The following is a 26,955-nucleotide window of genomic DNA, read 5'->3' as shown; positions in this document are numbered from 1 at the left end:
CTTTACTATGTGCTTTAACATTTGTCTAAATATTATTTAATATTTTTTCCTGATACTTTCTTTTTATAGTCATATATAGAATGAACTCTGTAAGCAGATATATAAAACTGCAAATTATAGTTAAGTTGGTATATGATGTTACTATCATTTGATTCACAATACTGATAATAATCCATGATATAATAAGTGACGTCATAAAAGGTAGAATAAACAGCCACCTTAATGTACTTGCAAGTATATCTTTTAATTCATCTTTGCTAAGTCCCATTTTTATCATTATGCTGTATTTTTTGCTCTCTTCTTCTACAGAAGAATAAAGTCTTGAGTATATAATACTTGCTATTCCTATTAAAAATGATATACATAATATACTTCCCACATAAGAAACCAGTCTTCTTGTCAGATTTTCGATGTCATAATAAAAAATATAAGATATCAGGCTTTCTTTTCCCTCTTCAAATCCTATAAGCTTTTTTATATTTGCCAAATCCTCACTGCCGCCATTTGTCAAATTACTCTGCGTAAAAGCATATATTCTATCTTTAACCAAGGCGGATGATATTGATTCATAGCTTCTATCAGAAATGACAGTAACACTTGTAAAATATCCTGACATTGAAATTATTCTTTTATCAGTTCCTATTTCCTTTGTGATACCATGACCTGAAATCTCATTTTTTACAACATCAGGTAATATAGGCTTGCTTTTTCCGTCCACTCCTACAAGGAAATATTCATTATCAGAGAGATTAATCTTTTTTCTGTTTAAAAAGTCTGCCACCTCATTATACATAGTATTTGATAAAATGATATGTCTTACAGTTCTTGCTTTATTTTTCAACTCGGAATAGGAGATGGTCAGCTTTTTAAAGCCGTCCGCAGATTTAAGTTCATCTGCTATCAGTTTGGCCTTTCTTTCTCCTTCTGCTTCGTCTTCCCAGTTTGCGTACATATATGAATAGGGCATTATCTTTTCTGTATCTTCGGTAACATTCATCGGTGCACCAACTATATATACAAAGGCGGTAAGTATTATGGAAAACAAAATCATAGTAGCAGCCATGGTTTTTATATTTGTATTTACCTTATACTTAAAATTGCTAAGCTTTATCAAATTATTATTTACATAAATACGCCCGCTTTTTTCCATAAAAAAGTTATATACATTAAAAATAAGATTAAAAATAAAATAAGAGGTACTGATACAGGACAGCAAGTCCAATATATAAATAAATGTAAAAAATTCCTTTTTGATATGGAAGTAAATCGTAGGAGATAATATAACTATAACTGCCGCCAATGAAAGTAAAAAATAATTTTTCTCAGCCAGTTCCTCCTTTTTTAGAAGGTCTATTATCCTTTTCTTTCTTAAAATTACAGGAGAAATCAATGATATAAGTAAAAATAATCCTCCCATCAGAAAAACGGTGAGCAGTAGCGGAATAAGAGGAAAATAAAAATATAAATTTAATCCGTTTATCATTGACTGTGCAATCATCAAAAAGATTTTTGAAAAAATAATGCCGGTTATTATTCCGACAAGCAGTGCAAATATTGAAATTATAATATTTTCAAAAAAGATGAGCTTATTAAACTGCCCTTTGCTTGCACCTATAATATTCAGGATTGCAAATTGTTTACTTCTGTTTCTTAAAAAATTGCTGACAGAATATAAAATCAACACAAAAGAAAAAAGCATGGATACTATACTTGCCATAAATAATATGATACCTATAGCACTTCCGGACTCCACTATTTTTAATGCCGGGTGCTTTGCCAAGGTTGAAAATAAGAAGAAGATAAAAACGGAGAATACACAGCTTAAAAAGTGGTATAAATAATTTTTAAAATCTCTTTTTATATTATTGTATGCAAAATTAAATAATGTCAATGTCATCACCTCCAAGCAAACTCATAGTGTTCAGTATCTCTCTTCTATAATTTTTATTATCATTTCTGTTAATGATTTCCTGATAAATATTGCCGTCTTTTATGATATAGGTTTTATCTGAATATGATGCAATATTAGGATCATGAGTTACCATAATGATAGTTACATGCATAGCTTCATTCAGTTTTTTAAAAAGCTTCATTACATCCTTTGCCGCCTTTGAATCCAAATTTCCTGTAGGCTCATCTGCAAGCAGTATTGAAGGTTCATTGATTACAGCCCTTGCTATAGCTACCCTTTGAGCCTGACCTCCTGAAATCTCATAGGTTCTTTTATGAAGTAAATCGGAAAGTCCAAGAAGTTCACTGATTTCTTCCAGTTTTGTTTTCATTGTTTTAACATCCGCCTTATCAAGTGTAAGCGGAAGTATGATATTTTCTCCTACCGTTAGAGTATTGATTAGATTAAACTGCTGAAATACAAAGCCCAGTTCCTTTCTTCTAAAAGTCGAAAGCTGTTTTGCATTCATCTCATAAGGATTTTTTCCTGCAATTAAAACAGATCCGGCAGTAGGTTTATCAATAGTTGATATTGTATTTAAAAATGTACTTTTTCCGCTTCCGCTTGGACCCATTATAGCTACAAACTCACCTTCAGAAACTTCCATATTTATATTTTCCAAGGCTTTGAAGGATATCTTACCCTTATATATTTTCTCAAGATTTGAAACTTTTAATATCATATTGTACTCCAAAATTTTTGTAGTATTTTTTAATGACCCTCTCCAAGGTCTTTATCAAGTATGTAATGATTTTATCAAAGACAGTATAAAATAAAAATCCGGTAACATTACATAAGCTTACATTTTTGTAATGTTATCGGATTATAGATTTTATTGAAATATAACGGTTATTGTTGTACCTTTATTTATATCAGATTCGACTTCTAACTTATGACCCAAATATTCACTGACTTTTTTTACTATATAAAGACCTATCCCACTTGAGTCGGCATTATTTCGCCCGTTTTTCCCTATATAAAACAATTCGAAAATACTTTTTAAATCAGCCTTTTCTATTCCGATACCATAATCGATAATTGACAGATATACTCTATCGCCTTTTTTCTTTGCTGTTACATTTACACTCCGATTACTGTTACTGTATTTTATTGCATTGGTTAGGATTTGGTGAATAATTAATTTCAGCCATTTGGAGTCTGAATAAACATAAATATCATCTTCTATATCAAGTTTAGGATAGATTTGTGAGCTGATAAAATAGTCTTTCAGATCGTTGATACTGTCCTTACATACATTTTTTAAAAATACTTTTTCAGATACAAAATCATTCTTAAAATCATCCAATTTGTAGATATTAAGAATTTGATTGAGATTATACTCTAAAGTATTAATATTTCTGCCTATTCTTTTGTAATCATCCTTGTCACCGTTATTTTCATAAATAAGCTTAAGTACTGACAGAGGTGTCTTCATTTGATGAACAAATCTGTATATCATAAGCTTTTGTATTTTTTTATCCTGTTTTTGTGCTATTTCCTTGTCACTGCTAATTTTTATTATTTCATCAATCATCAGATTATAATTTTTTTCAAAATCACTCCTGGGTTCTTCAATTATATAATCATTTAAAAGTTTACTCTTAAGTAAAAGTTTTTCATATACTCTTCCTACTTTATAAAATCTGATTAAAATAAATAAAGTCAGCATAAAAAACACTAAAAATACAAAATAGAAAATCTCTTCAAACCAGATTCCCTTAACCATAAACAGTATTCCGAAGAAAAAAAATTGTGTAAGGAATACAATCAGACATATAAAGGCGTTGTCTGAAAAAAATAATTTTAAAGCATCTTTATTCTTCATATTCCACCTTGTATCCCATTCCTCTTACAGTGATTACCTTTAATCCCGATTCCAGATCTTTAAGCTTTTTTCTCACCCTGCTGACAGTTACATTCAAAGTATTTTCTTCCACAAACATATCACTGTCCCAGATTTCAGAAAGTATCTTTTCACGGCTTACCACATTCGGATAACTTTCAAACAAGATACCTGTTAAGATAGCTTCATTTTTTGCCAGGTCTATTTGATTATCTCTACATTTTAATGTAAAGCGCAACTTATTAAAGGAGCAGTCATAAAGCTCAAGTGTCGATTCACCTCCTGAGTATTCGCCATAGGCTCTCCTAAGCTGAGAATTCACCTTTGCAAGCAGGAGTTCATATGAAAAAGGTTTTGTAACATAGTCATCTCCACCACTCATAATGGCTCTTACCTGATCATAATCTTCGGTTCTTGCAGACATAAATATAATCGGAACTTTGGTTATTTTTCTGATTTCATTACACCAGTAAAAGCCGTCATAGTATGGAATATTGATATCAAGTAAAATTAAATTAGGGCTGTGCTTTTTGATAAACTTATCTATATTTTTAAAATCTTCACAAATAAAGACCTCAAAATCATATCTGATAAGGTACTCCTTAACGATATTTGCAAGATCTGAATCATCCTCAATCATACATATTTTAAATGTCATATTTTTTATCCTTTTTTATTTTTTGAAATATTTTATAGTATAACACTTACGAATCTGTCAAGTTAAGATATATTTGAATTACGTTTAAGTTCTTTTATTGATGACTACATAGTCGAGTTTATGATATAATGCACTCTATACAATATTAAGAGAAACTGATTATTGTATAAATAATAAATAGGTTTATAGAAGTTAGGATATATCATATGAAAAGAATAGCATGTTTAATATTAACGGGAGTTTTATTGACATCAGTAGGATGCTCAAGTACAGCAAATAAGGTAGAGAGTACAAAAGTTGAATCTACTGCATCAAGTGAGAGTCAAAAAGATACTGCTAAAAAGAGTGATGCCGCTAAGAAGGAAGGCGGATACACACATATTGACATGGAAACCGCAAAAAAGATGATGGCAAATGATGACGGTCATGTGATTGTGGATGTAAGAAGTCAGGAAGAATACAATGAAGGACATATTCCGGGAGCTATAGTAATCCCGAATGAGAGTATAGGAACTGAACAGCCGAAGGAATTGCCGGATTTGGAACAGGTGATATTGGTATATTGTAGAAGCGGAAACCGCAGCAGACAGGCATCACAAAAGCTGGCCGATATGGGCTATACCAATGTCTATGAGTTTGGCGGTATTAAGGATTGGACAGGTGAAACCGAAAAAGGCAGTAATTAGTATGGCAGAATATTTGATTAATTATTCGGTATAGCATATGGAGAAAAGGAGGGTAACACTGATTGAAAAGGATAGCTTTTTTCTGTATCCCTGCACATGGTCACACAAACCCCATGCTTCCTGTTGCGGCAAAGCTGGTCAGTAGAGGGAATACAGTCAGGTTTTATTCATTTAATGAATTTAAAAGTAAAATAGATGCAACCGGAGCTGAGTTTATATCCTGTGATTCTTATCTTCCAAAGCTTACAAAAAGGGAGGAAGCGGAGCTTAAAAATGTATCTGTCACTGAAATGACAATACAGAGTATTCGTACTACGCTTGCAATGGATATGTTTTTGCATAATGAATTTCTGTCATTTAAGCCGGATGTTGTATATACGGACTCTATCTGTTTTTGGGGAAAACTTAATGCATTAAAACATGGTGTACCGATGGTTGTATCCACAAGCACATTTGCTTTTAATCAAATGTCTTCACAGTATATGAAAAATTCACCGAAAGAACTGGCGGATATGATTTTCGGGTTGCCGAAAATATCTAAGGAATTAAAGAAATTAAAGCCGTATGGATATCATGTTCGAAGCGCCTTATCTTTGGTTCAAAGTGATAATAATACAGATTCAGTCGTCTATACTTCAAGACGTTTTCAACCATATGCACAGAGCTTTTCAAAACATTATGCCTTTATCGGTCCATCAGTTTTTTCAAAAAATGAACCTGATAAGGAAAAGAAAAGACCGCTTATTTACATTTCTCTGGGAACGGTTATTAATAACAGACCGGATTTTTATAGCAGATGTATTGAGGCACTAAAAGATCAGAATGCGGACATTATTATATCATGTGGCAATACTATGGACCGAGAGGTACTGGGGGTATTGCCGGATAATGTTCAAGTATACCCATATGTTGATCAATTGGATATACTTTCAAAGGCAGATGTATTTATCACTCACTGCGGTATGAACAGTGTTTCAGAGAGTCTTTATATGGCTACACCGCTTGTTCTTTATCCACAGACAAGTGAACAGCGGGCAGTGGCAAGAAGAACGATAGAAATCGGAGCGGGGATTATGCTTACTGACGATTCTGTCAAAGGCATTCGTGCTGCCGTGCAGGAAGTTTTAAATAATAACTCTTATAGCATAGCTGCAAAAGATTGCAGTAAGGATTTTCGCTCATGTATAGGAACAGAAGGGGCTGCAAAATTTATAGAAAAAGCTCCACATGTATCTGAGGGATTTGATGTATTGAGTGAATTAAACAAAGCAAATGTAAGGTTTCAAATCGTATACCTGTCAATTATTATAATAGCAATTGCCCTTATAGCAATTTTCATAAGCCGAAAATATGTGTGGATCATTGGCGTTGCTGCCGGCATAATGTCTGTACCGATAGGCAGGAGTGTACAGAAAAAACAGTACACATCCATCATAAAAAAATTAACAAAAAGAATTGATACTTAAAAAGCATTTCACTGTGGAAGAATTCTAAATTGAGGTAAAAAAATATGAATCGGAGATGAAATGATAATCATGCAAAAAATTTTGAAATTACTATTGCTGATTGTCGCAAGCGGAAATTTGGACGTTGGATAAGGTGCAGGATTTGAAATAATGTAATTCAAGACATGGTGTACGGGTGGATGTATCTTACTTACGATCTTGGCCACTGACTAAGTCGTTCAGACTGAGATGGTAGGCTATAGTATGATAAATATTTTACGAAAAATAGCTGAGAAAGGATTTATTTGCAAATTCCGAAGAAAAACTGCAAAAATAATTAATAAATATTAACCAAAGCGTTTTTAACCGCTATAATAGCGGTTAAAGATACGAATACTGAGAATGGAGGTATTCAATTATGTTTATTCAGTTTACAGTTGAAAATCACAGGTCAATAAAGAGCAGTGCAGTAATCAGTTTTGCGGCCTCTAAGGATAAGGCATTTGAAGAATATCTGCTTCGTCCGGATGAAAAGAAGGCGTTGCTGCCTGTACTTGCAATTTACGGTGCCAATGCTGCCGGAAAAAGTAATGTATTACACGCAATGATGACGATGAAAGAAATGGTTGTAGGAAATGCGGCAAAAGTTTCTAAGGGACAAAAGTTGCCGTGGGAGCCGTTTGGTGGAACAAAGGATTCGACTTCTTTTGAGATGGTATTTATTTTTCATGGCGTTCGTTACACATACGGTTTTTCTTTTGATGCAAAGAAGATTTACAAAGAGTATCTTTACCACCGGCCGAATGGCCGTGAAGCATTAATTTTTTCAAGAGAAAACGGAGTGTATGAGTTCCGGGAAAATGTAAATGAACAGGTAACTCTAAGCAATCGAACACCGGATAATAAGCTCTATCTGGTGTCATCTAATGACTGGAACCTGCCTCAGACGGAAAATGCTTATCAGTGGTTTCTGGAAAAGTTGACATTCCTGATGGATGAAGAACCTGCTACCTCAGAAACCGTTGCTCAGATTGCCGGTGGTGACGATAAGAAAGCTCAAATCTTAAAAGAATTGTTGCTTGCGGATCTTGGAATTACCGATGTTACAATCAAGAATACTTCCGGTGAAATCCCGGTTATTATGACAACACATCGAATTATTAACGAGGATGGTACAACAGAATACTTTCGGCTTTTAATGGAGCAGGAATCTGTCGGTACACAACATTTTTTTTCCCGCATTGGCGGGTGGTTGCAGGCACTTGAAAACGGCACACTTTTAGTTGTTGATGAAATTGAAGATAGTCTGCATCCTCTTTTAACCAGAAGGCTGATTGAAATGGTGCAGGATAAGGTTATCAATACAAAGGGAACGCAGCTGATTTTTACAACACATGATGTAATGCTACTTGATTTGAATTTCTTCCGTAGAGATCAGATTTGGTTTGCTGAAAAGAACGATGGGACTTGTGCAACAGAGCTTTACTCTCTGGCATCATTTTCTCCAAGAAAAGGAGAAAATGTACGCAAAGGTTATCTCCGGGGACGGTTTGGTGCAATCCCTTTTATCGGAGGTGACACCTGATGAGTAAGATGCGAAAAGAGTACGATCCGAACAAAGTGAAGCAGCGTAAGCGTAGACCGATTGTTTATATCATATGCGAAGGAAAAGAAACAGAGACACTTTATTTCAAACATTTTCGTTCACGAAACTGCCTGGTGGATATTATCCCAATTCCGTCAAAACATAAAGCAGCGGAACATTTGGTTAGACATGCAAAATCTTTAATTTCTCAAGCTGACTATTATCCAAAAGATGGAGATCGGCTTTGGTGTGTATTCGATTGTGATGATAATAAAGACTCTGAACTCCAAGCCGCAATTTCCTATGCGGAGAAACATGGGTACAAAATCGCATATTCCAATCCGGCATTTGAATATTGGTATTTGCTCCACTTTGAAAAACGGAATGGATATTTGAAAGATTCCTCTACAGTAAGTGATATCTTGAAAAATAAAGGGTATCTGGAGAACTACGGAAAAAGCGTGGATGTTTTTGAAGAATTGCAGGAACATCAGCCGAAAGCTATTCAGTACGCAAAAGAACGAGTGGAGCGATTAACAGGAGATCAGGTTGCTGTGATCTGTCGGGATAGTAATCCGGTAACAACAGTCTATGAGCTGGTTGAGTTTTTAAATAGTAAAAGAACATAAATACACCATTGTAGAAGTGTATATAATGACAGAAAGCTGTCAATTCAATGATAAAAATTTCATGACAGACTTTTTTTGATATCGCTTTAATTCATCAAATTAAAGCGATATCAAATTAATGTGGTGCTGTACAGTCAAGTATAACAGGTTGCTTGACTGTACAGTTGCATAGGTATTTTTAAGATAGAGTCAGTTTAATTTTTTGGTATAGTAAAGTATGAGAAAATAGAGGTTTACCATATTTTAAGTATATGTTGCATAATAAGGCTTGCAAAAGTAATACCCATCCAACATATTCCTCCAAGAATAATAGGCTTTCCGCCTGATTTTACCAGCTTGATTATATTGCTGTTGAGCCCTATTGCTCCCATTGCCATGATAATGCAGAATTTACTAAAGTCTTTCAATGGAGCAAAGATATTTGAAGGTATGCCGATATATAAGGCAACAGTAGTAATAACAGATGCAATAATAAAATATATTATAAATACCGGAAATGATTTCATCAGATCAAAATCCATATCTTCCTCATATGAGGTACGAGATTTTATTATTCCAAGTACTAAAGTTATAGGTATAATAGCAAGAGTTCTTGTCAGTTTTACCGTAACGGCTTTATCAAGAGTCTGTGTACCAAGATTCCACATACTGTCCCATGTAGAAGCGGCAGCAGTTACAGAGGAAGTATCATTTATTGCGGTACCGGAAAAGATTCCAAAGGCCTCACCTGTTAAAGTATCAAAACCTATCATTTTTCCCAATATCGGGAAAAGCAGTGCTGCCAGCACATTAAAAAAGAAAATAACTGATATTGCCTGTGCCACCTCATCATCATCCGCATCAATCACAGGAGCAGCGGCAGCTATGGCGGAACCGCCGCATATTGAGGAACCCACTCCTATAAGTGTGGATATATTGCCTGATATTCTCATTATTTTGTGAAGAATAAAGGCAATAATCAATGATGTGGATATGGTACATAAAATAATGGGCAATGACTGCCTGCCGGTTTGAAGTATAACATTTAGATTAAGACCAAAGCCCAAGAAAACAACTGCGGTCTGCAAAATATATTTTGAAGTGAATTTTATTCCCTTTTCCGCCTCATTCTTATCATTCCAAAAAAGGGCAATAATCATGCCTGTAATGATAGCAATCATTGGACCGCCTATCACCGGAAACTTCTTACCAAGAGTCCATGAGGGTAGAGCAATAATAAAACATATAAACAGACCGAGCCAGTTCTCTGATATAAATTTTTTAAATAAATTCATTTATGATCAATCCTTTCAGGATATTTTAACAGTACGATTATAGTACAATAGGGGAGGGAAAATTAGAATAAAAAAATATTTAAAATAGTATTTACATTTTCTTATCATAGGGATTGTTGTGGTATAGTTAAATTGTAACACCGTCGGTTTTGATTGATAGACAGTTTTATGAAAATGTAAATAACGGACTTGTAAAAAAATAACATACATCGGAAAAGATGAGGGTGGAGCAGAAAATATAATAGAATTAAGGACGGAGATAAGGGAATGAACAGGATTTTGGTTATTGATGATGACCGTGAACTGTGTGCTCTGATTAGGCATACAGTTTTACAGGAAAGTATAGAGGCGGAATGTTGCCACTTTGGACGGGTCGGTTTAGAAAAACTAAAGTCAAATGAATATCAGCTTATTATTTTGGACGTTATGATGCCGGGATTTGACGGGTTTCACACATTGGAACAGATTAGAAAAGAGAGTTGCATACCTGTTCTGATGTTTACAGCAAAAAATGACAGCTTTTCAAAAGTGCGCGGACTGCGTAACGGAGCAGATGATTATATGACAAAACCATTTGTTATGGAGGAACTGCTTGCACGCATTATCTCGTTGATTCGGCGTTATACAATGTTTAACCGAAACGGGAACGAGGCAAAAACACTTAACTATGACGGCCTTATTATTGACCTTGATACAAGATCTTTCACAACTGAAAAGGGGACTTTTGAACTTCCTCCCAAAGAGTTTGATTTGCTTTTGTTTTGTGCAAAAAATCAGGGACGAATTATGACAAAGCAGCAAATTTATGAAAAAGTGTGGGGTGAACCTTATGTTTATGATGACAGCAATATCATGTCTGTTATCAGTCGCCTGCGTAAGAAGCTGGAGACGGATCCCGGAAATCCGAAGTACATACAGACGGTAAAGGGTATCGGCTACCGTTTCAATAAGGAGGTGTGATCTCTACTATGGAAGTTTTAATAATTGTTCTTACATTCGTTACCATGCTTGTCATTATTTATTCCGTACTTATTCTGCACAGGGAACGACAGCAAATTGGGGAGATTTCAAAAGCTTTGCTTGATGTGAGAAACGGAAACGGAAACCGCCGCATTCTTGCCTATCCCGGTCAGCTGCTTTCTCCTCTTGTATATGAAATCAATGACATTATAAGAGCTTATGAGGACAAAATAGCAGTATTTCAGCAGACAGATGAAATGAACAAACAACTTATGACAAGCCTTTCACATGATGTGAGGACACCTTTGACAACACTGATCGGATATTTGGATGCGGTACATAAAGGCAGTGTTACCGGTAGTGAACGTGAGGAATACATCGAAATATCAAGACATAAAGCCTACGACCTCAAAGGATATATTGATGTTTTGTTTGATTGGTTTAAGCTCAATTCAGATGAATTTGCTATGGAGATACAAAGTGTGGAGGCGGCAGAACTGACCCGCAATATTCTGATTGACTGGATACCTCTTTTGGAGGAGCAGGGTATCGAATACTCTATAGAGATACCGGATCAGGCAGTCACAGTTAATCTTAATCAGGACAGTTACTTGCGGATCATAAATAATCTGTTGCAAAATGTTATTACACACAGCATGGCAGATAGAATAGATGTGCTTTTCACAAAACATGAGGGTGTAATGAGATTGTCAGTAGAAGATAACGGCATCGGCATTGGAAAAGAGGAGCTTAAACATATTTTTTCACGCCTTTATAAATGTGACAAGAGCAGGAGCAATAAAAGCAGCGGGCTTGGTCTGTCTATTGCGTACCAGTTGGCAGAAAAGATGGGAGGGCAGCTATGTGTTGAAAGCGGCTTGGGGAAAGGTACGACATTTATTCTGACCTTGCCTCTTTTAAAATAATGTATTATATTCAGTCGGCTATGTGGCCGGCTGTTTTTTAAATTGTAAGGTTAATGCAAGGTTGGCATGCTACAATATGAGTAATACAAAGGAGGTTTTTTGTATGAGCCTATATATTATTGAAACAAGACATTTGACAAAACAGTACGGCACACAAAAAAGCGTGGCCGATTTGAATATTCATGTGAAAAAAGGACGGGTTTACGGTCTTTTAGGCAGAAACGGTGCGGGTAAAACAACCACAATGAAAATGCTTTTGGGTCTGACAAAACCTACTATTGGGGAAGTCCTGTTATGGGGAGAGCCTCTGCATGGTAATGAAAATAAAGTGCTTCCACGTATAGGAAGCATGATCGAGTCTCCCGGATTTTATCCGAATCTGACCGGGACAGAAAACCTGAGTATTTTTGCAATACTGCGTGGTGTTCCCAACAACCACTCTATTCAGGATGCACTGAATTTAGTCGGCCTGCCGTATAAAGATAAAAAGTTGTTTTCTCAATACTCACTGGGAATGAAACAGCGTCTTGCAATTGCACTTGCAGTCATGCATGATCCGGAGCTTTTGATACTGGACGAGCCGATCAACGGGCTTGATCCAATCGGGATTGCTGAGGTACGGAAATTCATCAGAGAACTTTGCAACAAGAGGGGTAAGACAATTCTGCTTTCCAGCCATATCCTTTCGGAAATCGCCTTGCTTGCGGATGATATCGGTATCATAGACCGTGGCGTACTGCTGGAAGAAGAAACTTTTGCAGAACTTGAACAAAAGAGCAGTCGCCACATTCATTTCACTGTTTCGGATTCGGCACAAGCCGCAATGGTTTTGGAAAAAACATTTAATGAGACACATTTTCTTGTTCATGACGATCACAATCTCAACCTGTATAACCTTGATTTACCCGTGGGAAAAATTGTTGCCGCATATGTAGAAACCGGATTGGAGGTGTCCGAAGCCCATACTTGTGAGGAGACACTGGAAGATTATTTTAAACGTGTAACAGGGGGTGAGGGAATTGCTTAAACTTGTGGGATGTGAATTTAAAAAATTGAGACGGAAGAGATTTATTAAGCTTACCATAGCTGCGGCCTGTTTATTTCCGACTCCTTTGATTATTGCTATGGCAAAAGACGGGCAGTCATTTATTCAGCTGTTTCGGGCTGTTGTAATGTTTGATGATATTCTGTTTTTGCCATGTGTGCTTGGAATCGTTGCAATCATACTTTTTTCTATGGAACAGGACAGTGATACTTTAAAAAATCTGCTGGTCATTCCGGTATCAAAGACAAATATCTTTTTAACTAAACTTACGGTATTGTTTCTTTTGTCATTAATATATACATTGGCGGCTTATGCAGCTTCACTTATCGGAGGTCTGATTATTGGTAAAATATCAGATGTTCCGTTTTTATTTTCAGTTTCAATAGGGCTTGGAATTTTTGTTTTTTTGGCTACCGTACCGGTTATAGCGATTATAATTGTTTGCAATAAAAGTAAAGTTTTCTCAATCATTATTGTATTAATTTATGCTGTACTTGGATTTGTGACGGTGCAGACAATAGGCAGAGGATCGGTGTTAGATAGGCTCACATTCGCTTTACCGATTTGTATTACAGGCAAGTGGTATTTGGGTATCGTTCCTGTGGAGCAAGCACTTTCCTATATACTTCCATACACATTATCAACACCGGTTGCTTTCGGGCTTCTGGTTGCATATGGAATTGCCTTTACTCTACTGTCCCTGTTCAGTTATAAACGTACAGAAATATAGGAGGTATGAAAATAATGAATCTTATCGGCTGTGAATTTATTAAACTGAAGAGATACAATATTATGTGGATTGGTATTGTGGCTGTTATCTTTGCTGTTGTTATATCTGTATTTCAAAATTTTGAAGGTGTAAAAACTCTCTCCTATAACGAATTTTTTAATAGTGTAATCTGGAATAATTTTAGTATTTCCTTTCCTTTTTCAATCACATTGATTGGAGGGTATATGATTGACCATGAATACACAGATGATACATTGAAAAATATCATGACAGTTCCTGTTTCTATGCGCAGATTACTGCTTGCCAAGATGATCTGTGTAGGAGTAATATCTGCAATACTTGGATTATTCAGCTTTATCTGTACACTGGCAGCAGCAAAGTTTTTTCTTTCTTGTAAAGAAATGGGGTCTGAGGTAATCGGAGTTTCATGTATTCAAATTTCTTTGATAGCCGTTTTTAATTTTATTGCGGTTTCTCCATTGATTGCATTTTTCAGCAGAAAGCGTGGAGGTTTTTATGTCGGTGTCGGATTGGCTTTCTTTTATGGGCTTTGCGGAATTTTTGCAGCAGGGAGACATTTGACAGATGTATATCCTGTTACGGCGGGGCTTGGAATTATCAGTTATGCACAGGGAGCTTACAATCCGGCAATTGGTTGTATATCATTAATGTTGATGATATTGGTTACAGCAATATTGATTTTCTATACGCCGGATTATGATAAGATAATGTCATCTGTTTTAAAAGACAGTACAAAACAAAAAGAGACAACGAAGGGGATGGGATAACAATAAGTGCTAACACAAGTAAACATAGCTGAAAAAAGTCACAGAATAAATTAAAATCCTAATTCTAATTCTGTGACTTTTTATTTTTACAGCTATTCTGATGTACTGCAACACTTTTTAACAAAGGATTAGAGAATTAATTTGTTTATCTATATCATTGATTTTGGCTGTGATATAATCTATATAATGTATGAAGATTCTTAAGAAACTTTGTGCCAAGGTTTGGCGGCGGAATTGGAGTTATTATGTTTAAGATTGCTGTTTGTGATGATATTAAGGCTACATGTGATGAACTTAAAGAAATTATTTTAAGTAAAGCAAAGGGAGTTTTACATGAGAATATTAGCGTTGATATATTTTATAGTGGAGATGCCTTAATATCCGATATAGGGGAAGGGAATCTATATGATTTGATTTTTTTGGATATTGAACTTGGAGGTAAGATAAATGGTGTGGAGATAGGGCATATTATTAGAGATGAAATGGACGATTATATAACTCAAATAGTATATATTTCGTCTAAGAATAATTATGACAGGCAACTGTTTGATGTACAACCTTTGCATTTTCTTCAAAAGCCAATTGATGTTTCAAAACTTCTAAATGACATAAAATTAGCAATTAAAATCTCTGGAAAGGAAAATAAAATCTTTGAATTTAAAAATCTCAGGAACACAGTAAAAGTGCCATATAAAGACATATTGTACTTTGAAAGTAAAGGCAGAGAAATCAGTTTAGTAAGTTGCAAAATGCAATACACATTTTATGATAATATCCAAGAATTGAGTAAAGTGTTACCGGATTTTTTCATATATCCACATAGAAGTTATCTTGTAAATTATGAGCTTATAGCTTGCTTTAAATATGAAGAACTTATAATGTCAAATGGAGATATTATCCCGATAAGCAGGAGTAAAAGAAAAGAAATAAGAAAGTTACAGATGATGTTTGAGAGGAAAGGATTATAATAGTGAGTTTAGTACATAGTGTATTTTTAGTCAGTAACATATTGGGAACTTTTTCAATTTTTAAACTTATATCTATATTTTTTGAAAGAGAAAACATCTATAAATGTGTTGAGGTACTGTCATATGTTATATATTATATTTTGAGTGTTCTGATTTTTACTTTCTTTCCGGTTCCAGTAGTTCTTCTTTCATTTAACATAATAAGTATTTTTGCTATAACACTCAATTATAGCGGAACATTAAAGCGCCATATAACAGCTACGGTATATGTTTATTTGATTATCTTTGGTATTGAAATAATGGTTATGTCTTTGTTTGAATATAAAAAGATATTCATTTTTAAAGTACAGGAGTTGCATTCTGTTTATCTTATTATTTGTGTGAAAGTATTGGTGTATATAGTAGCATTGATTCTTTCTGAAAGAAAATTCAATATAAAAAAATCAGGAGAAATATCTCCTCTATATTGGATAGGAGTTGTAAGTATACCGGTTGCAAGTTTGGTTGTAATGATTTTATTTCTTAATATAGCAACAGGCTCTGAACAACTGCATATATTAATTGTACTGCTATCCATTGCTATAATCAATATAGTGAGTTTTCAATTATATAACCATGTTGTTTCCATAATGCAGGAGAAAAATAAAAAGCTTCTTTTACAAAAGCAAGATGAAGCATACTTACAACAACTAAAAATGATACAAGCCAATAATGAAAATATCTCTTTGATTAGACATGATATACAAAATCATTTATTTATGTTGAAATCGTTATATGAAAAAGGAGAAATAGATTCATACCGAGATTACTTGGATACTTTATTATCAAAAATAGATAAAAAAGAAGAAGTGTGTAAATCCGGAAATTTAGTAGTGGATAGTATTATAAATTACAAATTGAGAAATATTAATGATATAAATTTATATATTGATGTTTGTATTCCTAAGAAGTTAGAAATATCAGATGTGGATATGACAGTGGCGCTTGGAAATTTGTTGGATAATGCAGTCAGAGCTGTAAAAGAGTCGGATAGAAAAGAATTAAAAATAAATTTGAAATATAAAAAAGGGAGGCTAATTTTACAAATAGAAAATTCATATAAAAATATAGTCAAATCCCAAGGAAAACTTCAGACAACCAAAAAGGAAAAACAAGGTCATGGCATTGGATTAGAAAGCGTAAGGGAAGTAGCAGAAAGATATAATGGCATTATGCAAATAGATTATGAAGATAATCTATTTGTAGTTTTAGTGATTTTATATTGCTGATAAAAGAAAAAGATAAAGGATATTTCCAAGGAAATCAAATTATAATTATTGATTGTATAAAATGAATAAATCAATGAGAAAGGCTTTCAAGAGAAATAATTTATTAACACAAGAATCATTCAGAAAGTTCGTGATGCTTATAGAAAATGGAATAGGTGATTTTACAAACAAAATAAATGTAGCTATATTGCCGAAATCTAAAGAGGGTATAATTAAAGAATATTAGAGTATGTCAAGTTTTGCCTAAGTTTTAGAATGATGTTTAAGATATGGGAAGGGTAACCTTCCCTTTTTCCTATTAATAAATATATGAATATCATGGTATATAGTAACTTTTTGAACTTTGAATTTTTATGAATTTACTTCCCTTTAATATTTATATCAACATACAGCCCAACTATTTCATAGAAAGACATTTTATTCACATTGATGCATTATTTGGATGGAGATATTTGCGGTATATTAATGCTTTTTGTGTAAATAAAAATATTTATAGTATGGGGATTATTATTTTTATAAAAAATGCATTTCATTACAAATAACCATACAGTTCATTACATTTTTCGCACAGTACATCATTATTTAGTATAATCCAAAGCGTAACTTATTAAAAGAATATTGAAAGGAGGATTTAACTATGAAAAAGTATTTATTGCTAATAAGTAAAGGCATTGCTCTATGCTCATTTGTATTTGCACTTTTTAATGCAAATTCAGCGTGTGCTTTTATTTATCATCAGCCTGAGTTACCTGACAAAGTGAAAAAGTTGCGTAAATTTTAAGTTATGGAAAGGCTATCAAAAAAATCATACAATATGTGATCGAAAATAATATTTTTCTGGAAGATGATAAGGAAATTTATGCATTTGGATTAACACAAATGATAAGAGCTGTAGTGGATGATAACCGTGAGCCTGATAATGAAAGTTAAAACCTTCGCCTTCCTGCTTGCCGTAGGTGTTAAGCAGTGTAGAATCAAGGTCAAAAAACATGTGCTCCGGAGCCTTAATAGAATAGACAATATCACGCATTTTTGCATTTATAGAATCAAGCTGTGTAAGAGTGTCGTTGTCCATTCTATTCCAAAAACGAGATAGTGTAGGTTGAGAAGCCAAGGCTTCTTTTTCCAAAATAGATGTTAATACCGGGTCATTAGTCAGTTCATCTGCACAATCATCCTCAAAATAGGCTGCTATAATTTGGTAGAGCATCTGCATAAGGTTATCAGAATCTGTATGAATACGGCTGTTTGTATGGTCATTGGTTTTGAAGAGCTTTTTCACAAGCTTTATAAGACCTACCTTTGCAGCAAATTCTTTGATGAGGAGCAGCCCTACATCAGAAGGGAGATTTCCACCGTTAAAATTTATTTTAATTTTCTTGTTGCTTTCAAGTGAAATAGTGTTTAAAATTGACATAAGAGGACTTCCTTTCCTTGGCATTGTTTTGATTTGACACCTTAATTTTACCAAGAAAGAGGTCTTTTTTCTATTCACTTTTTAGGTGAAAGTAAGAAAGTTTTGTAAATGCAGTAATTATGTGGCTTTCAGCCGCAGACATAGCTATGCTATGAATAATTTAGGATTAGTGGGTGTAATTATGATATTCTATAAGAATAGTTTATTTTTAATTTTGTTATTAAGTGCTTTATATTTATCAGGTTGTGAAAAAACACAAAATAATGGTTCTATTTTGTATTATGAACAAAATAAATTTGAAGTAGATATTAAGCAACTTATTGATAATAGGTATTATATTATAAATAATAGTGATAATTACAATTTTTATTATCGAACTTATGGAGATATTATCTTTTATTCAAAGCTCAAAGTAAATGTGATAACATATGAGAACAGTATATTAAAAATTAATTTAAAGGCTATTCCAGTTTACAGCGATGATGAAGTATCTTCAGAAATATTTGTTAATATCCCTAATTTTAAGGAGAATGTTGATAAAGTAATAGTTGATGTCAATAGTGATACTGCAGAAGAAGTATATCATGGAGAAAGTAGATTATAGACAAAGCAAATTTTATCTATGATAAATATTTTGTTAGATAATAATTTTAAAATTAATATTGAAAGGAATAATGATTATATGAAAAATATAAGCAAAATTATGGTAACGGCTTTAAGTTGTTTTATGATTGCAATCCCAATAACTAATAATATTTATGCTGATGAAGAAAACACAAGTACAGAGTACCAATCATTACAAGTTGGAGATTCATATTCAGTTATTGAAGATATTGATGCACTTGGCTTTCCAGCAGATTATGATGACTTTGTTGATAAAATAAAGGAAATAAAAGATAGCAATCCTGATTTATCGCCAGAGCAAATCTTAAAAGAATATGAGGATATGTATTGTAATACAGCACAACCAGCAGGGTGGTATGAGTCATGGACTGCACTTACCTTATCTGAAAAAATATTAATAGCAACTAACCCTGTAAATGCTGCAATTACTAAAGAATTGGCAAACAATGCAGTTGCAAAAACGGCAGAGTTATATGGATATAATGGTTTAGGTGATAATACAGACGCTTTTAGACATGCATACTGGAATGCTTTAATGACTGCACGAATAAATAAAGGCTGGGCTGCGGCATATGCAACTGCACCTGAAGACAGGAATACTTCTGGAAATGAGTCAGATGGGTATAGTAAAGTTGCACATAAGAAAATGGATTTACATAACAATAAAAAAGATAGAAATTTAGTTAAATGGAATGATTTACTTACTAAAGATGAGGTTTTTGCACAAAGGGTACAGGGAATTATGACAAATAATGCTTCTACCGGTCTTTATTGGTTACATTAGATTTATTATAAGCATATTTTATAATACTAAAATTGTTTTAAGTGTTCATTAAGGTCTTGTATATAAAACAGTGCTATATACTTTAGGCACTATTTTATATATTTCAAGGTCTAGTAAATCTATAAAAAGCCATTAAAAGACCTGATATTGTTTACTTAGCCTGAATTATTCACGGTGTAATATTTAAATTAATTACCGTGCTATTAATTTTTAAACTTAACCCATGACGCTATAACTGACTTAATACACCTAAAAATGGGCAGACTTCCCCTAGGTAGAGTTTTTGAGTAGTTATTAAGCTCTCAAGGTTCATTATTAGTTGTTATTCAAGCTGTATAAATAGCTTGCTGATATTGGATAGGGGCTTATAGAACTCATCCTTATATGGGCAACTGCTACACAGCTTGAATGTTACATACCTTGCTGAACGAATTACTTTTGCAGCAATCTTAAGCGGTTTTAGACGAACAGTATCAATACGTTGTTTTCTCATATTTACAGATAATGCCAATCGTCTAAACCAATTAAATATGTTATAAGCAAGTGCATGTAGTTGAAGCCTGTTGGCATTTACAATTCTTGTATGACTGCTGACAGAAGCAAAGTCAAAACCTGTTTTACTTTCCTTTATGAAGTTTTCTATCAAGCCTCTTTTGCAATAGAACTTGATAAGATATTCAGGGGATGACTCCATATTTGTAACAATGAATGTATACATGTAAGTCATTTGGTTTTCAGTTTTTTCAACTTTACAGACAGCGCGTCTTTCATAAGGCCAAGGACTTGCCTGATACATGAGTTCACCATAAACAACAGCATAATCTACTTTGTTGTTTTTTGTGATTTCATCTACAAGATATGATGCCTTATCACGAAGTATAGCATTTTCTTTCAAACAAATTACATAGCCGGTACCGTTTTCTTCATACTGTTTATATAAACCTGGTGTTGCAAAGCCACTATCTCCACGAGGTAAAAGTTTAATTTCCGGAAAATCTTCAAGGTATTCATCAAGTATAGGCTGCAGAAAGTCCACAACTCCTGTGCTTGAATACTGAGTCCCGTCGCGAAGCTGAATTTTAATCAAATCTCCTGTGATTCCATCATAGCAAACAAGTAGATGGTAACCGTTACTTTGATAGTGGAAGTTAAATGCTCTGCCTTCCTGTTTGCCATAGGCATTAAGAAGTGTTGAGTCCAAATCTAAAATGATAGCTTCCGGCATCTGAATGCTATAAACTTTCTTTCGAAGGGTTTAGTTTATAGAAAGGAACTGTTTCAGAGAATCCTCATCCATTCGATTATAAAATCTTGAAATGGTCGGTTGTGATTAAAGTGTCTTTATTCAGCACTGCTTTAAACACAGGATCATTTGTAAGTTCATCTGAAGAATCATCTTCAAAATAACCTGCAATGATCATATATATCATCTGAAAAAGGTTTTCTTTATCAGTGTGATAACGAAATAATGCAGAATCATTGGTCTTAAATGATTGACTGAAAAGTTTATCAATACCAAGTTTACTTACGAATTCTTTTATAAGAAGTAAGGCAGCATCGGAGGATAAATCCCCTCCATCGAAATTAATTTTAATTTTTCTATTGCTTTCAAGTGATAAGGTGTTTACAATACTCATAAAGGGCTCCTTTGTGTGATTTTGTTAAGTTTAAAGCACCTTAATTTTACCACAAATGGACGCTCTTTTTTTATTCACTTGATAAGTGAAAAGCAATATTTAGTTAAAATATAGTAATAATATGTCTTTCAGCCACTTTCATGGAGTTACCATGAATAATCTAGGATTAATTATCCTGGTAATAATGACAATATTTGCATTATTATTTATAGATTTAATTCTTTACGGCATTGTTATGTATAAAAGCGCTCTTTCATTATATTATCCTAAGGTCAATATAATGGAAAATCTTTTATTTGAGGAGGGAAAGTATAAGCTCTCAGATGAGGCGGTGGAAAGCCTTAGGGAAAGAGGAGAGTTTGCAATGCTTTTGGATAATTCAGGAAATATTTTATGGAGTGAAGATCTGCCAAAGGAACTTGAAAAGGAATATACACTTCAGGATGTGGCAAGGTTTACAAGGTATTATTTGAATGATTATCAAGTACATACCTATGTAGTGAGTCCGGGGCTTTTGGTGGTGGGATATAGGAATAAAAATATTTGGAAATATACATTGGAATATTATGAGGATTCTTTGCTGCTGTCAATTAAGATGACACCGTTTCTTATTTTGGGGAATGTGGTGCTTTTAATTATAATTTCCCTGGGACTTTACAGAAGGCAAATCAGACAAAGGGAAGAAGAAGGGTGTAATGGATTGCCGGAGTCTCCCATGATATTCGCACTCCCTTAGCTATAATACTGGGAAATGCCGGAATGATAATGGGAGAAAGCAAAGATTATGAAGTAAGAAAAAGGGCTGAAATTATTGAAAAGCAGGGGATAAGATGTCGTACACTTGTGGAGAATTTAAATTTTTTAAATAAACTGGACTACGGAAGTGTAAAGTTTGAAAAAAAGAATATCCAAATAAGTACATTACTGAGAAAGTGTGTCACTCAGATTTTAAATGCATTGGAAGAGGATGTTTTTAGCTTTGAATTGGATATTGACGAGTCTCTTCAAAAAGAGTGCTTCTTAATAAACGAAGACTTTACAGAAAGGGCAATTATTAACCTTTTAAATAATTCAATAAAGCATAATCCCAAGGGCTGCAATATTCAAATCAAATTATATAAAAATGAAAAAAACGCCATAGTGCTGAGTGTGGAAGATAATGGAGCGGGAGTTTCAAGAGAGCTTTTAAAAAAGCTGAATAAAAAAAGTTATGAAACGGAAAGAAGTGAAGGAAATCACGGGCTGGGATTAAAAATAGTAAAGCAGGTGGCAAGCCGTCATAAATGGAAAATATCCTTTCATGAGGGGGAGATGGGAGGATTTGTTTGTGAGATGATTTTAAAAAATTAGGGGAAACGGTGTTGGCATGGGAAATGCCGAATTGTACTATAATGAGGAGGGAATTGATTAGATATCACAAGCTTATTACTTTGAAAGTCCTGCTGCCGTCAGGCAGCTTGAATTCAAGTGTGCCCCCATACCCCCACTTTTGCCGTGGGTGGTGCACATTGGATGTGCATGTAGGGTTACTATGATTATATAGTCTTTGCGAGTTGAGCGGCCATATTTATTTATTATAAATTGATTTTTTTACATAAGTTTCTGGATATTTTGTCTTTCTTGATTTTATTTAATAAAATATAGTTTTTTTCTCATGAGAAGAATTTTTTAAAGAAAAAATTTCGTTTAAAGAGATTTTACTCTTTTTGCAATAAGTTTTTTTCACATATATAATGTTTATTACAAAGAGTGCTGCGCAGTACATTCTTAGAGATATGATTTTTCATTTCCATAAGGAGGCAAAATTGAATAAGGAAACTTCTAAAAAAATTGGACTATGGAATGTTGTCGGTCTGGGAGTTGGCGGTGCCGTGGGTTCAGGAATTTTTATTACATTGGGCACAGCTATTGCCAGTACAGGTCGTTCAATTCTTCCGATGACTGTTATATGTGTATTTTATATGCTGTTGGCTTACTGGTATAATCTGGCACTTTCAGGTATCTTTATTGTAAATGGAGGAGACTACAGCATGAAGGGTATGCTTCTTCCACCTATTTTAATCGGCTATGGAGGCTGGACGAATGTGATTTGGGCATTCGGATTTACCGGATATGCTTTAGGACTGACAAGTTATCTTAGCAGTCTTTGGCCTGTACTTGGTGAACATGGGAAACTGACAAGTGCTGCTATATTAACTTTGTTTTTTCTGCTCTCAATTAAAGGAAATAGAATTGTTGCATTATTTCAAAATGCTGCAACGATATTTTTAATAGGAGCATTAATGCTTTTTGTTATACTTGGAATCCCCAAAGTGGATATAAATAACTTTTTTGATATGAGTTATGATGGCGGATTTTTTCATAACGGGTTTTTTGGAGTTATAAATGCAATTGCAATCATGGGATGGGCATGTCAAGGAACTACAATGGGGCCGGTGGGAGTTATTCCCATAACAAAAAATCCTAAGCGAACAATTCCCATGGGTATTTTAATAACATGTGTTGTGGTTTCTATAATATATGGATTGATGTCATTTGCCGCTGCCGGAGTCCTTCCATATGATGAGGTTGCAGGGCAAAATTTGTCAGTTACTGCATCGGTAATTATGCCTAAGGGGATGTTTGCTTATTTTGTGTTAGGCGGAGGAGTTTGCGCAATAGTTTCTTCGTTTCTTGCTGTATTAGCCATGATTAGAGAACCTATTGCACATATGGCCGATGATGGATGGTTGCCTGCCATCTTTAAAGAAAAAACTGCTGACGGATATCCTAAATACTGCTTTTTGATAGTTTATATTATTGCATTGGTTCCCATATTAACCGGAATGAGCGTAAATAATGCAATTTCCATGCTGATGATTCCCAGTATGCTGATTAATGCATTCTTGAATGTGTATTGTATTACTATACCGAGAAAATATCCTAAACAATTTGAGAAAAGGTCTATAAAGTGCCCGGCGGTAATATATGACATTTGCTGTATTTTAGGAGGAATCTGTGCTCTTATAGTAGCTTCCACATTATTTGGCGGGCTTACAATTTATGATATGATTACAGCTGCCGCTATAATATTGATTCCGCTTCTATTTTCTGCAATTGCTTTGAAAAAGGGAGCTGTTTCAAAAGAGAGCCTGGATAAGCGCAGAGAAGAAATTGTAAAAGAAGCATTACTTGAGGAATAGCAGAGCAGATGTTGTTTTTACACCTATTATCATACAAGTATTGTTTCGGGAAATATTAATAATTGGGCAGAATAAGGAGGTTTAAATGTATAACTTTGATGAAATAATTGATCGGAGAAATACCAATTGTTTGAATACAGACGGTTTTAGAGGATATATTTTTCATGCGGAGCCTGAAAAGAAATTTCCGTATAAAGATGAAGAATTTGTGCGTATGTGGGTGGCTGATATGGAATTTGCTGTTGCTGCACCGATTCTTGAGGCATTGAGAGAAAGAATCGACAGAAAAATATTCGGGTATACAGGAGTATATGATGACAGCTACTATCAGTCATTTAAAAAGTGGTGTGAAGATCATTATAAGTGGTCATTTCCTAAAGATGAGCTCTGCTTTTCACCGGGGATTATACCGGCAATGTATCAACTGGTGGAAACTTTATTGACCAAAAATGAGAAGGTACTTGTTAATACCCCTTCTTATGGTTATTTTCTCCATGCGGCAGAGTATTCAGGAGTGGAAGTGCTTCAGTCTCCTTTAAAAAAAGATAAAAATGGCAGATTTGTATTGGACTATGAAAATTTTGAAAAACAATGTGCAGATCCTGCCTGTAAATTAGTATTTTGGTGTAACCCCCATAATCCGACAGGAAGAATGTGGACAGAGGAAGAACTGAGGCGTTGCGGAGAAATTATGATGCAATATAATCTTTGGGTTATATCTGATGAGATTCATTGTGATTTAATCAGGCAGGGCAAGCAACATATCCCGATGGCTAAGGTGCTTGATAATTATCCTAAACTTATTACATGTATGGCACCAAGTAAAACCTTCAATCTTGCAGGGCTTGCATTTTCAAATATTATAATAAGGGATCCGCAGCTTAGAGAAATTTTTAAAAATCGTGATAAACTTTTCGGAATGGTAAACCCGATGTCTCTTGTGGCGGCAAAGGCGGCTTATGACCGAGGTGGTGAATGGCATGAGGAGTTAAAAATATACTTAGACAAAAATTTTGAGTTTGTAAAGGAATATCTGAGTACAAATCTTCCGGAGGCCGTAATGGGAATCTCCGAGGCAACTTATCTGGCTTGGGTTGATTTATCAGCTGTATTACCGGATGTAAAAGACCTTCCCGGATTTTTTGCGAATAATGCAGGAGTACTTTTAGAGGGAGGAAACAGCCTTTTTGTAGGAAATGCGGATGGATATATTCGTTTGAACCTTGCGATGCCACAAGCAATAATAAAGACAGGACTTGAGAGAATCTGCAAATCCATTGAAGAATATAAAAATAAGATATGATTTTTTAGGGGGAATTTTTAATCCCCCCTGCCGATATTACGGCAAGGGAGGTATAAGGAAATTACAGTATGTGAGAAATTCCGCTACCGAGCTAAGAGAATGCATAAATTTAAAACTATAAATTAGAAAACACAGAAAAAATTATAGTATTTTAAATTTTGATAATCTTCTTTACTTACCTTTAGAAGTTGAACCAGCTCTTTATCCTCTTTAAGAGCCTTTTTTGAAAAAAGCATTTTTAAGGCAACAGGCATTAAAGGACGGCTGGAAACTCCGTTCCAAAGTCCCCATTTAACTTCGGCATCTAAAAAAGAAGCTAAAATTTGTATGCTGGCTTTTTCAGTTGGAGTATCCTGGTTGGTTACCTCCAGTAAAGTCATGGTATCATAGTGCTCCATAAATCCCCAATAGGTATTTTCTGATTTATGATAATTATTCAAATCGGAACAGTTCATATACATAGCAACTTCATAGCTGTTAACGTCGCTATTACGAATAATGTCAATGACGGAACGATTTATTTTTTTATTGCGACCATCATAAAAATATGCATAGAATTGCTCAATATTTTGGAAAAAACCGGGATTTATTCTTTTATTGTTAAAAGAAAATTCTTTGTTTTTTCTGTATAAAAGTTGCTCCGCTTGAATGCCGAGAGCGTCAGAAATATCATAGAGGGTATCTACATCCAACACAATATCTCCTTTTTCATATTTTGACAAAGTTGCCCTGCTTTTATTAATTCTTTCAGCCAATTCTTCAATGGTCAGTGCTTTGGATTGTCTGAATTGACGAATCAGACTTCCTATTTTTCTGCTTGCTTCACCCATAAATATTTATCACCTTGTTGTTTATTCTACAGTTCTTGTTATATATAATAAGTAGTGTATAAGAACATGATTATCTTAGGTATTAGTGTGGTGTCGTAGTTAGTTAAATAACTCCGGAAGAATAAATTAAATACAATTAATATTATAATGCTTTGAAGTTATTTATATTGATAATAAATATATTTTAATCAAATTTTTGAGAATTGACAAGTTTATAATATACAATTAAAAAAGTTTTAGGCAATTATGACGGCTTAAAGTATAAAGAGGGAAGGCTTACACTTTCGCCCTATGAGTTTGTGTCGTTGAGGAAAGAAGGCTAAATATAAAAACACTGAGATTTGAAAGGTTCAAGTTTCAGTGTTTTTTAATTGCATACTATAGTGGGATCCACAGGAAATTATAGAAGCATCTTTAAGGTA

26 protein-coding genes and 2 pseudogenes are annotated in these 26,955 nt (G+C 34.1%); 20 read left to right on the top strand and 8 right to left on the bottom strand.

Annotated features, from left to right (window positions below):
* Nucleotides 1–25 precede the first annotated feature (25 nt).
* Nucleotides 26–1,717 carry an ABC transporter permease gene (locus tag HMPREF0381_RS00930; protein WP_242824371.1) on the bottom strand — a complete coding sequence of 564 codons (1,692 nt, stop codon included), beginning with the start codon at nucleotides 1,715–1,717 and terminating at the stop codon, nucleotides 26–28.
* Between HMPREF0381_RS00930 and HMPREF0381_RS15245 the strand changes: the two genes are divergently transcribed.
* Nucleotides 1,698–1,841 carry a hypothetical protein gene (locus HMPREF0381_RS15245; RefSeq protein ID WP_242824370.1) on the top strand — a complete coding sequence of 48 codons (144 nt, stop codon included), beginning with the start codon at nucleotides 1,698–1,700 and terminating at the stop codon, nucleotides 1,839–1,841. The two genes, HMPREF0381_RS00930 and HMPREF0381_RS15245, sit on opposite strands and share 20 nt — an antisense overlap.
* A gap of 36 nt (nucleotides 1,842–1,877) precedes the next feature.
* Here the strand turns inward: HMPREF0381_RS15245 and HMPREF0381_RS00925 are convergent, their stop codons facing one another.
* The 3 genes from HMPREF0381_RS00925 to HMPREF0381_RS00915 all read right to left on the bottom strand — a co-directional run bounded on the left by HMPREF0381_RS00925 (nucleotide 1,878) and on the right by HMPREF0381_RS00915 (nucleotide 4,452).
* Nucleotides 1,878–2,633 (bottom strand): ABC transporter ATP-binding protein, encoded by a 756-nt coding sequence (locus tag HMPREF0381_RS00925; protein WP_008749969.1) that lies wholly within the window; start codon nucleotides 2,631–2,633, stop codon nucleotides 1,878–1,880.
* Between the two features lie 150 nt (nucleotides 2,634–2,783).
* Nucleotides 2,784–3,776, bottom strand: a complete 993-nt coding sequence (locus HMPREF0381_RS00920) for a sensor histidine kinase (protein ID WP_008749968.1) — start codon at nucleotides 3,774–3,776, stop codon at nucleotides 2,784–2,786.
* Nucleotides 3,766–4,452, bottom strand: coding sequence for a response regulator transcription factor (locus HMPREF0381_RS00915; RefSeq protein ID WP_008749967.1), 687 nt, complete (start codon nucleotides 4,450–4,452; stop codon nucleotides 3,766–3,768). The genes HMPREF0381_RS00920 and HMPREF0381_RS00915 overlap by 11 nt, the downstream gene beginning before the upstream one ends.
* A 206-nt stretch (nucleotides 4,453–4,658) precedes the next feature.
* Between HMPREF0381_RS00915 and HMPREF0381_RS00910 the strand changes: the two genes are divergently transcribed.
* From HMPREF0381_RS00910 to HMPREF0381_RS00895, 4 genes are all read left to right on the top strand, one after another.
* The gene (locus HMPREF0381_RS00910; RefSeq protein ID WP_008749966.1) at nucleotides 4,659–5,138 is read left to right on the top strand and encodes a rhodanese-like domain-containing protein; all 480 of its coding nucleotides are present in this window, start codon (nucleotides 4,659–4,661) and stop codon (nucleotides 5,136–5,138) included.
* Between the two features lie 62 nt (nucleotides 5,139–5,200).
* The gene (locus HMPREF0381_RS00905) at nucleotides 5,201–6,604 is read left to right on the top strand and encodes a macrolide family glycosyltransferase (protein WP_008749965.1); all 1,404 of its coding nucleotides are present in this window, start codon (nucleotides 5,201–5,203) and stop codon (nucleotides 6,602–6,604) included.
* 397 nt (nucleotides 6,605–7,001) lie between these two features.
* On the top strand, nucleotides 7,002–8,168 hold the full coding sequence (locus HMPREF0381_RS00900; RefSeq protein ID WP_008749964.1) for an AAA family ATPase: 1,167 nt from the start codon (nucleotides 7,002–7,004) through the stop codon (nucleotides 8,166–8,168).
* Nucleotides 8,168–8,797 carry an RloB family protein gene (locus HMPREF0381_RS00895; protein WP_008749963.1) on the top strand — a complete coding sequence of 210 codons (630 nt, stop codon included), beginning with the start codon at nucleotides 8,168–8,170 and terminating at the stop codon, nucleotides 8,795–8,797. Before HMPREF0381_RS00900 ends, HMPREF0381_RS00895 begins: the two co-directional genes overlap by 1 nt.
* 233 nt (nucleotides 8,798–9,030) lie before the next feature.
* Here HMPREF0381_RS00895 and HMPREF0381_RS00890 read toward each other — a convergent pair whose 3' ends face one another.
* The gene (locus tag HMPREF0381_RS00890) at nucleotides 9,031–10,071 is read right to left on the bottom strand and encodes a YeiH family protein (RefSeq protein WP_008749962.1); all 1,041 of its coding nucleotides are present in this window, start codon (nucleotides 10,069–10,071) and stop codon (nucleotides 9,031–9,033) included.
* Between the two features lie 267 nt (nucleotides 10,072–10,338).
* Here HMPREF0381_RS00890 and HMPREF0381_RS00885 point away from each other — a divergent pair, with 267 nt between their 5' ends.
* From HMPREF0381_RS00885 to HMPREF0381_RS14425, 9 genes are all read left to right on the top strand, one after another.
* Nucleotides 10,339–11,031, top strand: a complete 693-nt coding sequence (locus HMPREF0381_RS00885) for a response regulator transcription factor (RefSeq protein WP_008749961.1) — start codon at nucleotides 10,339–10,341, stop codon at nucleotides 11,029–11,031.
* 8 nt (nucleotides 11,032–11,039) lie between these two features.
* Nucleotides 11,040–11,957, top strand: coding sequence for a sensor histidine kinase (locus HMPREF0381_RS00880; protein ID WP_008749960.1), 918 nt, complete (start codon nucleotides 11,040–11,042; stop codon nucleotides 11,955–11,957).
* A 103-nt stretch (nucleotides 11,958–12,060) separates the two neighbouring features.
* Entirely contained in the window at nucleotides 12,061–12,984 is a 924-nt protein-coding gene (locus tag HMPREF0381_RS00875) for an ABC transporter ATP-binding protein (protein ID WP_008754574.1), read from the top strand.
* Complete coding sequence (locus tag HMPREF0381_RS00870; protein WP_008749958.1) at nucleotides 12,968–13,732, top strand: ABC transporter permease; 765 nt, start codon at nucleotides 12,968–12,970, stop codon at nucleotides 13,730–13,732. Before HMPREF0381_RS00875 ends, HMPREF0381_RS00870 begins: the two co-directional genes overlap by 17 nt.
* A gap of 5 nt (nucleotides 13,733–13,737) precedes the next feature.
* Complete coding sequence (locus HMPREF0381_RS00865; protein ID WP_008749957.1) at nucleotides 13,738–14,520, top strand: ABC transporter permease; 783 nt, start codon at nucleotides 13,738–13,740, stop codon at nucleotides 14,518–14,520.
* Nucleotides 14,521–14,765: 245 nt separating this feature from the next.
* Nucleotides 14,766–15,488, top strand: a complete 723-nt coding sequence (locus tag HMPREF0381_RS00860) for a LytR/AlgR family response regulator transcription factor (protein WP_040460984.1) — start codon at nucleotides 14,766–14,768, stop codon at nucleotides 15,486–15,488.
* A 2-nt stretch (nucleotides 15,489–15,490) separates the two neighbouring features.
* Complete coding sequence (locus HMPREF0381_RS00855; protein ID WP_008749955.1) at nucleotides 15,491–16,756, top strand: sensor histidine kinase; 1,266 nt, start codon at nucleotides 15,491–15,493, stop codon at nucleotides 16,754–16,756.
* A 73-nt stretch (nucleotides 16,757–16,829) separates the two neighbouring features.
* Nucleotides 16,830–16,982: a diguanylate cyclase gene (locus HMPREF0381_RS00850; protein ID WP_242824369.1), complete on the top strand. Its 153-nt coding sequence runs from the start codon at nucleotides 16,830–16,832 to the stop codon at nucleotides 16,980–16,982.
* Nucleotides 16,983–17,393: 411 nt separating this feature from the next.
* A complete protein-coding gene (locus tag HMPREF0381_RS14425; protein ID WP_008749952.1) occupies nucleotides 17,394–17,537 on the top strand; it encodes a cyclic lactone autoinducer peptide in 144 nt (47 codons plus the stop codon).
* Between the two features lie 111 nt (nucleotides 17,538–17,648).
* Here the strand turns inward: HMPREF0381_RS14425 and HMPREF0381_RS00845 are convergent.
* Nucleotides 17,649–18,173 (bottom strand): annotated as a pseudogene (locus tag HMPREF0381_RS00845) (transposase); the annotation flags it as partial.
* Nucleotides 18,174–18,324: 151 nt separating this feature from the next.
* Between HMPREF0381_RS00845 and HMPREF0381_RS00840 the strand changes: the two are divergent.
* A complete protein-coding gene (locus tag HMPREF0381_RS00840) occupies nucleotides 18,325–18,777 on the top strand; it encodes a hypothetical protein (RefSeq protein ID WP_008749950.1) in 453 nt (150 codons plus the stop codon).
* An 18-nt stretch (nucleotides 18,778–18,795) separates the two neighbouring features.
* Complete coding sequence (locus HMPREF0381_RS00835) at nucleotides 18,796–19,581, top strand: DUF6973 domain-containing protein (RefSeq protein ID WP_008749949.1); 786 nt, start codon at nucleotides 18,796–18,798, stop codon at nucleotides 19,579–19,581.
* A gap of 322 nt (nucleotides 19,582–19,903) precedes the next feature.
* Here HMPREF0381_RS00835 and HMPREF0381_RS14420 read toward each other — a convergent pair.
* Nucleotides 19,904–21,218, bottom strand: a pseudogene (locus HMPREF0381_RS14420) (IS1380 family transposase).
* 151 nt (nucleotides 21,219–21,369) lie between these two features.
* On the opposite strand from HMPREF0381_RS14420, the gene HMPREF0381_RS15240 reads away from it, so the two are divergent.
* The 4 genes from HMPREF0381_RS15240 to HMPREF0381_RS00805 all read left to right on the top strand — a co-directional run bounded on the left by HMPREF0381_RS15240 (nucleotide 21,370) and on the right by HMPREF0381_RS00805 (nucleotide 25,703).
* Nucleotides 21,370–21,954, top strand: coding sequence for a hypothetical protein (locus tag HMPREF0381_RS15240; RefSeq protein WP_008749946.1), 585 nt, complete (start codon nucleotides 21,370–21,372; stop codon nucleotides 21,952–21,954).
* Nucleotides 21,955–21,977: 23 nt separating this feature from the next.
* A complete protein-coding gene (locus tag HMPREF0381_RS15235; protein ID WP_008749945.1) occupies nucleotides 21,978–22,568 on the top strand; it encodes a sensor histidine kinase in 591 nt (196 codons plus the stop codon).
* A gap of 455 nt (nucleotides 22,569–23,023) precedes the next feature.
* Nucleotides 23,024–24,400, top strand: coding sequence for an APC family permease (locus tag HMPREF0381_RS00810; protein ID WP_040460982.1), 1,377 nt, complete (start codon nucleotides 23,024–23,026; stop codon nucleotides 24,398–24,400).
* Nucleotides 24,401–24,485: 85 nt separating this feature from the next.
* Entirely contained in the window at nucleotides 24,486–25,703 is a 1,218-nt protein-coding gene (locus HMPREF0381_RS00805; protein WP_008749943.1) for a MalY/PatB family protein, read from the top strand.
* A 122-nt stretch (nucleotides 25,704–25,825) separates the two neighbouring features.
* Here the strand turns inward: HMPREF0381_RS00805 and HMPREF0381_RS00800 are convergent, their stop codons facing one another.
* Entirely contained in the window at nucleotides 25,826–26,533 is a 708-nt protein-coding gene (locus tag HMPREF0381_RS00800) for a helix-turn-helix domain-containing protein (protein WP_008749942.1), read from the bottom strand.
* Nucleotides 26,534–26,955: the final 422 nt, after the last annotated feature.

The organism is Lachnoanaerobaculum saburreum DSM 3986 (genome assembly GCF_000185385.1).
In the GTDB taxonomy this organism is placed as follows: Bacteria; Bacillota; Clostridia; order Lachnospirales; family Lachnospiraceae; genus Lachnoanaerobaculum; species Lachnoanaerobaculum saburreum.
Note: the sequence above shows the minus strand (reverse complement) of the source record. Positions and strands in the feature narration are given on the sequence as shown.

What these genes read in the sequence shown, in the direction of transcription:
- HMPREF0381_RS15245 (WP_242824370.1), top strand. Translation starts at nt 1,698, where the DNA reads ATGGATACTATACTTGCCATAAATAATATGATACCTATAGCACTTCCG.
- HMPREF0381_RS00930 (WP_242824371.1), bottom strand. Translation starts at nt 1,717, where the DNA reads ATGGCAAGTATAGTATCCATGCTTTTTTCTTTTGTGTTGATTTTATAT.
- HMPREF0381_RS00925 (WP_008749969.1), bottom strand. Translation starts at nt 2,633, where the DNA reads ATGATATTAAAAGTTTCAAATCTTGAGAAAATATATAAGGGTAAGATA.
- HMPREF0381_RS00920 (WP_008749968.1), bottom strand. Translation starts at nt 3,776, where the DNA reads ATGAAGAATAAAGATGCTTTAAAATTATTTTTTTCAGACAACGCCTTT.
- HMPREF0381_RS00915 (WP_008749967.1), bottom strand. Translation starts at nt 4,452, where the DNA reads ATGACATTTAAAATATGTATGATTGAGGATGATTCAGATCTTGCAAAT.
- HMPREF0381_RS00910 (WP_008749966.1), top strand. Translation starts at nt 4,659, where the DNA reads ATGAAAAGAATAGCATGTTTAATATTAACGGGAGTTTTATTGACATCA.
- HMPREF0381_RS00900 (WP_008749964.1), top strand. Translation starts at nt 7,002, where the DNA reads ATGTTTATTCAGTTTACAGTTGAAAATCACAGGTCAATAAAGAGCAGT.
- HMPREF0381_RS00895 (WP_008749963.1), top strand. Translation starts at nt 8,168, where the DNA reads ATGAGTAAGATGCGAAAAGAGTACGATCCGAACAAAGTGAAGCAGCGT.
- HMPREF0381_RS00890 (WP_008749962.1), bottom strand. Translation starts at nt 10,071, where the DNA reads ATGAATTTATTTAAAAAATTTATATCAGAGAACTGGCTCGGTCTGTTT.
- HMPREF0381_RS00885 (WP_008749961.1), top strand. Translation starts at nt 10,339, where the DNA reads ATGAACAGGATTTTGGTTATTGATGATGACCGTGAACTGTGTGCTCTG.
- HMPREF0381_RS00880 (WP_008749960.1), top strand. Translation starts at nt 11,040, where the DNA reads ATGGAAGTTTTAATAATTGTTCTTACATTCGTTACCATGCTTGTCATT.
- HMPREF0381_RS00875 (WP_008754574.1), top strand. Translation starts at nt 12,061, where the DNA reads ATGAGCCTATATATTATTGAAACAAGACATTTGACAAAACAGTACGGC.
- HMPREF0381_RS00865 (WP_008749957.1), top strand. Translation starts at nt 13,738, where the DNA reads ATGAAAATAATGAATCTTATCGGCTGTGAATTTATTAAACTGAAGAGA.
- HMPREF0381_RS00860 (WP_040460984.1), top strand. Translation starts at nt 14,766, where the DNA reads ATGTTTAAGATTGCTGTTTGTGATGATATTAAGGCTACATGTGATGAA.
- HMPREF0381_RS00850 (WP_242824369.1), top strand. Translation starts at nt 16,830, where the DNA reads ATGAGAAAGGCTTTCAAGAGAAATAATTTATTAACACAAGAATCATTC.
- HMPREF0381_RS14425 (WP_008749952.1), top strand. Translation starts at nt 17,394, where the DNA reads ATGAAAAAGTATTTATTGCTAATAAGTAAAGGCATTGCTCTATGCTCA.
- HMPREF0381_RS00840 (WP_008749950.1), top strand. Translation starts at nt 18,325, where the DNA reads ATGAATAATTTAGGATTAGTGGGTGTAATTATGATATTCTATAAGAAT.
- HMPREF0381_RS00835 (WP_008749949.1), top strand. Translation starts at nt 18,796, where the DNA reads ATGATAAATATTTTGTTAGATAATAATTTTAAAATTAATATTGAAAGG.
- HMPREF0381_RS15240 (WP_008749946.1), top strand. Translation starts at nt 21,370, where the DNA reads ATGAATAATCTAGGATTAATTATCCTGGTAATAATGACAATATTTGCA.
- HMPREF0381_RS15235 (WP_008749945.1), top strand. Translation starts at nt 21,978, where the DNA reads ATGATAATGGGAGAAAGCAAAGATTATGAAGTAAGAAAAAGGGCTGAA.
- HMPREF0381_RS00805 (WP_008749943.1), top strand. Translation starts at nt 24,486, where the DNA reads ATGTATAACTTTGATGAAATAATTGATCGGAGAAATACCAATTGTTTG.
- HMPREF0381_RS00800 (WP_008749942.1), bottom strand. Translation starts at nt 26,533, where the DNA reads ATGGGTGAAGCAAGCAGAAAAATAGGAAGTCTGATTCGTCAATTCAGA.